This is a genomic window from Paraburkholderia sp. SIMBA_030 (assembly GCF_046535245.1).
In the GTDB taxonomy this organism is placed as follows: Bacteria; Pseudomonadota; Gammaproteobacteria; order Burkholderiales; family Burkholderiaceae; genus Paraburkholderia.
This window is the reverse complement of sequence record NZ_JAWRXB010000305.1, coordinates 1-285: the sequence shown is the minus strand read 5'-3', so window position 1 is coordinate 285 and position 285 is coordinate 1. Positions and strand designations below refer to the sequence as shown.

Genomic DNA, 285 nt, shown 5'->3' with positions numbered 1-285 from the left:
TGATCGAGAAAGCGCTGCAGCGCGCGGAAGCGCCCAGGACGTCCGAGCAGTCGGCAGTGCATGCCGATCGACAGCATCTTCGGCGCTTCGTCGCCCTCGGCGTACAGCACGTCGAATGCGTCGCGCAGGTAGTCGAAGAAGTGCTCGCCGGTGTTGAAGCCCTGCGGCGTCGCGAAACGCATGTCGTTCGTATCGAGCGTGTACGGGACGATCAGCTGCGGCGACGTGCCGCCGCCCGACACGGCGACGTCCATCCAGAACGGCAGGTCGTCGCCATAGTTGTCG

1 pseudogene is annotated in these 285 nt (G+C 65.3%); it reads right to left on the bottom strand.

Features of this window, described 5'->3' with window-relative positions:
• Positions 1 to 285 (bottom strand): annotated as a pseudogene (locus SB772_RS40115) (allantoinase); the annotation flags it as partial.